Origin of the sequence: Propionivibrio sp. (assembly GCF_017995515.1) — a bacterium.
Classification (GTDB): Bacteria; Pseudomonadota; Gammaproteobacteria; order Burkholderiales; family Rhodocyclaceae; genus Propionivibrio.
Genome location: NZ_JAGOIT010000064.1, coordinates 1 through 7192 on the forward strand (window position 1 = coordinate 1; position 7192 = coordinate 7192).

The window sequence follows — 7192 nt, forward strand, 5'->3', positions numbered from 1 at the left end:
ATCAGCCGATCGTTCAAACGCCCGTCGCCGAGCTTCGCACCGGCAAATTCTTCCATCGCCCACGTCGCCATCGCCATTTCCTCGCAAAAAGGACGATTCGCAAGCAAGGTGTGTTCCTGCTTGCGTGGGGTGACAGAAAAATCAGCGCGAGAAATCATACGGCCAAACTATGCAATTCGAGTTGTGTGTAATGAAATGCGTTTAACGCCCCCAAACCCGACGGATACTGCGAACCTTGTCTTACACCGCAACCCAGCGCTGCGACACCATGGATGCAAAAACGGCATCCATGACTTTTGCGTTCGAGATCGCATCATCCAGACCGTAGCTTGGCGAACATATTCCCTTGACCGCCATCGAGAAATTCGTCACTTCGCATTCATACTGATCCAACTGTCCGAACACGATCGTCGAAAGCTCAGAAAGATCATGGCTCACGCTGGTGTCGATTTCGATGGTCGCCGACTTGTCGCGGAATGGAACATAGGCTTTCGGCAAATCGATGAATCCCTTCTCGCAAACGACTTGTAGTGTTTGGGAAGAAGCCATATCCGTGGACACGGTGAAGATCGCGTGCCTGCCGCCTCCGAAATCAAGGATCGCGGACGATATCGTGTCGACACCATGCTTCGCATCCTTTTCCGACGTGGCAAAAACCCGGGTGGGCTCCTGGCCGAATACGAATCGCGATGCCATGACCGTATAGCACCCGAGATCGTAAAGCGCACCGCCTCCGAAAGCCGGGACATTACGAAAATCATCCGGATTATTCATGAAGAACGAGAGCATCGAATGAATAACTTTCGGCTTGCCATAGCGCTCGGATGTTAGTATTTCCCTTAGCCTGATCCACCTAGGTTGCTGGCGCACCATAAAAGCTTCGCTTATCAAAACAGTTTCTTTTACTGCTTTGAGAAGCATTGCCTCTTCCGCGTTCATTGCCAACGGCTTCTCGCATAACACGTGTTTGCCGCAACTTGCGGCCGCCAACGCCCAACGGACGTGCAGGTGATTCGGCAACGCGATGTACACAGCGTCGACAAGCGGATCGGCAATAACCTCCTCGTAGGAGCCATAAGCCACCGGAATGCTGAACTCCTTGGCTAATGCCGACGCTTTCCCCAGATCGCGCGAGCCGATCGCCCTTAGCTCGCAGTGTTCGCTCTTGATTATTGCAGGAATCATCTTCGACGCCGCGATCCTTGCAGCACCTAGAACTCCCCAGCGCACTGGCACAGAACTGTCTGTCACGAATGAATACTCCACGTTTGACATTTGACACAACGATCCACAGCGCTTCGAAATACCCACTCCACGTGGGAATGGGGGTCACGACAGCTACGCGGTTCGATTATTCAATGCGTTGATGCAAAACTTCAAAACCGCTGTCGAAGTGCTGATCGCCGCGTCTGCATCTAGAGAGTAGTCCTCGTTTTCGATACTGATCACGTCGTCATAACCCGCTTCCTTCAACGCGGCAAGGATATCGAGCCAAACACGGTATGAGTGGCCATGCCCGAGCGACACGTAATTCCATGAACGGCCAGCGACTGGCATCACCGGTTTCGTATCGATCAGACCATCGATCCTCGCCTGCGCCTCGATGTACGTATCTTTTCCATGCACGTGGTAGATGCATTCGCCGCCGAGGCGCCTGATTGCCGATACAGCGTCGCCCCCCATCCACATCAGATGGCTCGGATCGAAATTGACACCAACGGTCGGTCCGACCGCATCGCGCAAGCGGAAAAAGCTCTCATTGTTGTAAACAAGCTGCCGCCCGTGTTGCTCGACGCAGATCTTGATCCCATTCCGCTCTGCGCACGGCGCGAACTGTTTCCAGAATGGCAGCGCCCGCTCCCGCCATTGCCATTCCAGGATCTCGAGCGCCTCCAGTGGCCATGACGAGGTAATCCAGTTAGGACTTGAATCCCCCGGTGCTGCGGGCAATCCCGACATCATGACTATCCTGCCCACTCCGAGAAGCTTAGCGAGCTCGACGGTCTTGTACGCCAAATCCGCGTCGCCCTTTCCGATCCGGTCGTCAGGGTGCAGCTGATTTCCAGAGCAGTTCAATGCCGAGATGGAAAGTCCGCGTTCGTGAAGCTGGCCCATCAACCGATCCCTGGACGATGCACTGCTGAGCATCTCGTCAATCGCAAGGTGCGGTGCGGTCGACCAGCCACCGAGAGCGAACTCGACACAACTGTGGCCCAACTCGGCGCATCGATCCAGACACGCCTCCAGCGAAAGCTTGGCGAAGCCGTCTGTATTCAAACCGATTCTCATGGAGTACTCCTTAACTATTGTGATTGATCTTGACCGGACGAGATTCATCAGCAACCAACTGGATCGCATCAAGAATTTCTGCTGCACGAAGCCCGTCTAGGAGCGATCCATTCGTCATGGCCTTCCCGGATGCGACGCAGGAAAGAAACTCATGGATCATGAAACCAAAAGCTTCGGCGTAGCCAACGGCAACGCCATCATGTGGAACTGGCAGCAACGAACTCGCATAAGGTGATACCGGCCGATTAGGGACAGTGACAAAACCGGTATGCCCGTCCGATTGGCTGATCTGATATTCACCGGGGCGCTCAGAAGTAAATCGAAGGGTGCCCTTCGTTCCCGAAACCAGCAGAGAAAGCGTATTTCCCATGCCGACGGCCACACGGCTCGCTGAGAATATGCCTTGGCAACCCGATTTGAACTTCAACAGCGCGGACACGACGTCATCGTTGTCAACCGGGCGCGCCTCGTCACTTAATTGCACACGGTTATGTCCGACGGTGTTGCCCGCGGGCAAGCGGCGCTCCTTGATCGAAATCGCCGTCATCGCCCCGACAACCTCGTCAATGTCACCACAAACAAAACGAGCCATGTCGATCGCGTGCGTTCCTACATCGAGCAATGCGCCTGCGCCGGCCCGGCTACGCTCATAACGCCAGCTATGCGGAAGCTCAGGGTCGGCCGCGTACTCCGCCTGATACTGAACCAGCATATGCACGGGCGTACCGATCGCACCGGATTCAATCAGATCACGAATCTCGGCGACTGCTGGGTAGCGGCGGTAATTGAAGACCGTCGCGGTGCATGTCTTCGCGTTCTTCGCGACCTGGTACAAGGCCAACGCATCGGCAGACTTTACGGCAAGCGGCTTCTCGCAAATGACGTGCTTGCCGGCATTAATGGCTGCCGCAGTGACTTCCGCGTGAAGGAAGTTCGGCAGGCAGACGCTGACGATGCTGATCTCCGGATTCTCCAGAACATATCGCCAATCCGTTCCGGTTTCGCGAAAGCCGTAAGTCGCGGCCATGGTTTTCGCGAGTTCCTGGTTTGCATCGCAGACACATGCCAGGTTCAAACCGGGCAGGTTATCAATGAATCGTGGCAGATGGTTCCTGTAACCGTAGGCGTGAGCAGCGCCGATCATGCCAGCGCCAATGATTGCGATACCGTTAGACGACATGAATTTCTCCTTCGTTGACTAGTGTTCAAACAAGAATACTGGAGCGCTCCAGTGTAGTCAATGAATTTTCGTGGTCGATTTCTTATGTCAACTTCGGCGGAGAGGCAGGCCCTTCGCACCGCCCTGCCGGATATCTGCGCATAGGGGTCGGGTGTGTGAATTCGCAGGCAAGAAAAGCTGTCATTCAACACGAACTCAGCTTGTACGGCTGCTTACCGCTCAACTACCGCCCGACACTAATTGATAGGTCAACGGCAGGATTGGCCGATTATGTAGACTGCGCGATTATGTGGAATGGAGCCTGTGGATACGCGCCAAACGCAGATATTCCGGGGATGACGCGTATTTCTGACTCCACATAATCAAAGGGTCTTCAGGAAGTTGAGCAAAGAGTCTGGCGCACGATAGCGCTGGATTTTTGCATCGGGTTCGTGAAGTCTGGCCAATGCACGTTCCTTCATTGCCAGATCAGCCTCGACGTATTGATGCGTGGTTACAGGGCTTTCATGACCAAGCCAAAGCGCGATGACGGTGATGTCAACGCCGGCCTGCAACAGATGCATGGCCGTCGTGTGGCGGATCGTATGGGGTGAGACGCGTTGTTGCGTCAGGCGCGAATACTGCACCGCAGCTGTGCTCACTGCCCGCGACAGTCGCTTTGCCACGTTGGAACGCGTCATTCCCTTCCCGTCACGATTCGGCAACAATGGCGACGCGCTCTCGAACTGCGGATTCACATGCAACCAGGCGCGCAGTGCCTTCACAGTGGACCGCCACAACGGCACGCTGCGCTGCTTGCGACCCTTGCCGTGCAGATGGACACACGCGGCACTGGCATCGAGCACCACGTCGCCGACCTTGATCCCGATGATCTCCGATACACGCGTGCCGGTGTTGTACATCAGCAGGAACAAGGCGTGATCACGCTGGCTCAGCCACGAGTAACCCGATTCGCCGATCACTGCCAGCATCTCATCACGGCTCAGGTAGCCGAACATCGGACGCTCGAATCGTTTTACCGGAACGCCCAAGGCACGCTCGATAACCTCGAGCGATGCCACATCCCGGTGGCCGGCGAACTTGAGAAACGAGCGGAGTGCCGCCAGACGGGCATTGCGACTGCGTACGGAATTGTGCCGCTGCCGTTCAAGATGATCGAGGAAGGCCACGATCAACTCGGGCGTAATGTCGGCCAGGGACATCGCGGACGGTGCCTTTCCCAATCGTGCTTCGGCAAATGCAAGGAACAGCACGAACCCGTCGCGATAGGCGGCAACGGTCTGCGGACTGAGCGCGCGCTGCTGGCTCAGGTACTCGCCGAAGTAAGCTTGCACCAAGGCGGGAAACGACGGTGGCAACTTGATACGCTTACCCATCGCCGTCTCCCGCGAGATCGGCAAAGCGCTCAAACTTGCCACCGGCCAAGGCCATCAGTTCCGGAACGGCGGTGAGGTACCAATAGGTGTAGAAGATCTCGGCATGGCCCATGTAGGTCGACAGCGCGAGCATCATCTGATCGATGTCGGTACCATCGGCATGCCAGCGCATCAGGCGACGCACCACGAAGGTGTGACGCAGGTCATGCAGGCGGATGGCGGCATGGCCACCCCGGTTCACCCAGCCCAATTGGTCACGCAGCGCATTGAAGACGCGATGTGCCTGCCGATCGCTGAGAGGTTTCCCCAGTAGCCGGCCACGACTGCTGATCAGAAACGGCATATCCGCAGCCGCAGCCACATGCCGTGCGCGGGCTTTGCGATATTTCGCCAATGCGACGACCGTGGTCGGGTGGACCGGCAGCAATCGGGATTTGGCGAACTTGGTCTGCCGGATCGTCAGCATCCCACGTTTCAGGTCGACATCGGCGTCACGCAGATGTGACGCCTCGGAGACGCGCAGGCCGGCCGAAGCCATCAGGCCGAACAGAGTTTCGTAGGTGGCGGGACGGATGCTGCCAGACGGTCCAAGTTGCCGGGCCGCCGCCAGCAGGTCGATGACTTCTTGGTCATGGAAGATGTGTGGCGCGAGACGTCCGCGCTCCGGACCAAAGATCAGTTCTTCCGGTACTTCGGTCTGCGGCTCGAATTGCTTGAGGTAGCGCGCAAACAGGCGAATCTTCGCGAGACGTACCGACCAGGTCGGTGGTGTGCCGCGTTGCCATTTATCTTGCCGGGCCCATTCGATCATGAGATCGGCTGTCAGGGGCCCGCGGTGCTTATGATCGGCAACGTAGCGGGCAAAGCCGGCCAGGAGCGTATCCCACGAACGCAGTTCGAAACCGAGACGCCGCCGCTCGGCAAGATAGTCATCGATTCGTTGCTGCAAGCTGACGCGCGCGTTCATTCCGCGCTCCCCGGCCAAGGCAACGCGACTGCCGCCAACTTTGGCGTGTCGAGTTTGGCGTAAATCAGGGAGCTGTTCAGCGAGCGGTGGCGCAGCAGATCGGCAACTTCCTTGAGAGAGCTACCACGTTCGACGAGGCGACAGGCAAAGGCATGGCGCAATGCGTGTGAGCGTGTATGTTCCAGGCCGATATGCCGATACGCGGACCCATTCACACCTCGGACAGCACCCGCCGTCATTCCTCGATCATGATTGCCGCGATGCATCACGAAGAGTGAATGGCTGATGCTGCGTGGCCGCTCATGCTGAAGGTAGTCAGCCAGTGCCTGCCCGGTTTCCACCGGCAACGGCAGAATGTCCTGCCGTTGCGTCTTGGTGCCTTTCAGCATCACCGTGCCGGCGCGCCAATCAATGTCGCTGATCTTCAGGCCGGCGATTTCACCCGATCGCAGCCCCAGGTCCAATGCGCAACGGATGATGGCGTAGCTTCGCTTTGGCCAGTGGTACTTGGTAGAGAAGGATTCCAGCAGGCGCTCAATCTCATCCGGCTTGAGCGCGCGCGGCAGCGATGCCAATTTCCAGTGGACAGGATTCTGGATAACGGCGGCAAGCTCGACTACCAAGTCACGGCAGGTGGCACGGTAACGCAGGTAACTCCGTAGAGCCGTTGCATGTTGTGATGCATTGGAGAACGTCTGACGCATTGCCAGTCGCCAGGCAAGAAACTGCCGAACATCGTCGGGTCGCATCATGGCGAACACGATCTCGCGATGCTTATACTTGCCTTCCAGCAGCAAGCCAATGATGCGCAACCGATCTTTACGCGTACCGGCCGACAGCCCGCGAACATCCCGTAGATGCTCATCGTAGCGGCGCAGTTCTTCTTTGATGTAAGCCGAATAGGTCGAAACTTCCGGAGAATTCGGCGCATCTCCGTTGGTCGTTGAAATGGTCATAACGGTCTCCTGTGTGGAGCCGTTACTTCAGATCTCTGCTGAAATCATGTCGAGCCGCTCATTGCATCAATCGCCGAAGATCCGCACAGCGCATGCCATCCGGCACAGACTGCCCAAAACAGTCCACATAATCGCGCAGTCTACATAATCGGCCTTATGTGGAGTTCCACATAAGGCCGAGTAGCACGTCTTGCCCATCCGGCAGGTTTAGGAGGCGACCGGACTTTTGAATGACAGCTGCGGGGAGATGGTCACCGGCCGGTCTGGCCGAAATCCTGTCTCATGACGATAGGTTGGTCAAGCGCGCGATGCTGTTGGTCAGATACGACAAGGACATCCGGTCAGATCTGCCGCGATTGGGGAGTCAAGTAAAGCGAGATTTCGCTGCCACTTCGCCCTTCGGATTCTTCCTCACCAGTCACCG

7 protein-coding genes are annotated in these 7192 nt (G+C 56.9%); 1 reads left to right on the forward strand and 6 read right to left on the reverse strand.

Going from position 1 to position 7192, the window contains the following annotated elements:
* Positions 1-240: 240 nt before the first annotated feature.
* From KBA32_RS11325 to KBA32_RS11350, 6 genes are all read right to left on the reverse strand, one after another.
* A complete protein-coding gene (locus KBA32_RS11325; RefSeq protein WP_294358976.1) occupies positions 241-1275 on the reverse strand; it encodes a Gfo/Idh/MocA family oxidoreductase in 1035 nt (344 codons plus the stop codon).
* Between the two features lie 63 nt (positions 1276-1338).
* Positions 1339-2289 (reverse strand): sugar phosphate isomerase/epimerase, encoded by a 951-nt coding sequence (locus tag KBA32_RS11330; RefSeq protein WP_294358978.1) that lies wholly within the window; start codon positions 2287-2289, stop codon positions 1339-1341.
* A 10-nt stretch (positions 2290-2299) separates the two neighbouring features.
* Positions 2300-3469 (reverse strand): Gfo/Idh/MocA family oxidoreductase, encoded by a 1170-nt coding sequence (locus KBA32_RS11335; RefSeq protein WP_294358980.1) that lies wholly within the window; start codon positions 3467-3469, stop codon positions 2300-2302.
* 362 nt (positions 3470-3831) lie between these two features.
* Positions 3832-4845, reverse strand: a complete 1014-nt coding sequence (locus tag KBA32_RS11340; RefSeq protein WP_294358982.1) for a tyrosine-type recombinase/integrase — start codon at positions 4843-4845, stop codon at positions 3832-3834.
* Positions 4838-5812, reverse strand: coding sequence for a tyrosine-type recombinase/integrase (locus tag KBA32_RS11345; protein WP_294358985.1), 975 nt, complete (start codon positions 5810-5812; stop codon positions 4838-4840). Before KBA32_RS11345 ends, KBA32_RS11340 begins: the two co-directional genes overlap by 8 nt.
* The gene (locus tag KBA32_RS11350) at positions 5809-6768 is read right to left on the reverse strand and encodes a tyrosine-type recombinase/integrase (RefSeq protein ID WP_294358987.1); all 960 of its coding nucleotides are present in this window, start codon (positions 6766-6768) and stop codon (positions 5809-5811) included. Before KBA32_RS11350 ends, KBA32_RS11345 begins: the two co-directional genes overlap by 4 nt.
* 230 nt (positions 6769-6998) lie before the next feature.
* On the opposite strand from KBA32_RS11350, the gene KBA32_RS11355 reads away from it, so the two are divergent.
* Positions 6999-7192: hypothetical protein (locus KBA32_RS11355; protein ID WP_294358989.1), on the forward strand; the 194-nt coding region annotated here is incomplete at its 3' end.